The sequence below is a fragment of the Hydrogenophaga sp. genome (genome assembly GCF_041633695.1).
GTDB lineage: Bacteria > Pseudomonadota > Gammaproteobacteria > Burkholderiales > Burkholderiaceae_C > Hydrogenophaga.
Map to the genome: position 1 here is coordinate 1 of NZ_JBFJMY010000744.1, position 1,165 is coordinate 1,165.

General features: G+C 68.2%; 2 protein-coding genes. One reads left to right on the top strand and one right to left on the bottom strand.

The window, feature by feature from the left end; all coding sequences use genetic code 11:
- The coding region (locus tag ABYB95_RS23745) for a DUF2917 domain-containing protein (RefSeq protein WP_372662918.1) at positions 1-530 on the bottom strand (530 nt) is incomplete at its 3' end.
- Positions 531-647: 117 nt separating this feature from the next.
- Here ABYB95_RS23745 and ABYB95_RS23750 point away from each other — a divergent pair.
- Positions 648-1,165 (top strand): LysR family transcriptional regulator (locus ABYB95_RS23750; RefSeq protein WP_372662921.1); only part of this gene is annotated, 518 nt, incomplete at its 3' end.

Here is a 1,165-nt window from a genome sequence, read left to right on the forward strand (position 1 = left end):
GGGTTGGACTCCCAGTGCGGCAGCACCCGGCCACGGCCGGCCATCAGGTATTCGCCGTAGCCGAACACGCCACCGAACAGCCGCAGCAGCGCGCCGCCGGCTTGGGCCAATGCCTGCACCAGGTCCCGGGCGGGGCAGACCACTTGGCTCTGGAAGCGGCTGGGTCGCGCACCAACCCCTACCTTTGCCTCTGCGTGCTCGGACCAGTCGAAGCGTGCCGGGCCCATGGCCGGCGCCTGCACCGACTCCACGACCAAACGGGCGCCCGCGGGTACCGCCACGCTCTCACCGGCTTGCAAGAACAGGTCGCCCCGCTCGTTGCCGTGGCCGGCATACGGGCCGCCCAGCGTCACCCAGACGCGACCTGCGGCCAAGCGCAAGCAGCCGGCGCGGCGCGGGTGCAGGCTGAGCGCGGCGCCCGCCGCCAGCTTCCAGCTGCCCACCTCGGGCCAGGGGCTTGCCGGGTGCTTGCCCACCGGCGACGCGGACACAAAGCGGGGAACGGCTTGCAGGGGTGGGCAGGTGGACATGAGGGGCTCCTGAAACAGGGATAGGAGCCTGCAGTTTCGAGCGCCCGGACACGCGCGTCCAATGAAATGGCGCTAAGCTATTGATTCCCATACCGCATCAATGCACCCACCCTCGCCATGGAACTCACGCGCCACCATCCCCGCACCCGCCCCATCTCGGCCGGGCATTTGCGTTCCTTCGAAGCGGTCGCCCGGCACCTGAATTTTCGCGCCGCCGCCGAAGAGCTTTCCCTGACGCAGAGCGCCGTCAGCCGGCAAATCCAGGCGCTGGAGGACGAGGTGGGCGCGCCCTTGTTTCTGCGCCACACCCGCTCGGTGGAATTGACCAGCGCGGGGCAACAATTGTTGCGCTCCGCCAGCGCGGCGCTGGAACGCATTGATGCGTCGGTGCGGCAAATCCGGCAAAGCGTGGGGCGCAAAAGTGTGGCCATCACCACCTGGGCGTCGTTTGGCACGATGTGGCTGATTCCGCGCCTGGAAGCCTTTCAGCGCGAGCACCCGGACATCGACATCCGCATCGACGCGTCCGACGTCGCGGTCGACATGTCCACCGCCGACGTTGACCTGGCTTTGCGCTACACCGTGCCGCAAAACGCACCCCAAGGCGCGCAGCGCCTGTTTGGCGAACAACTGAC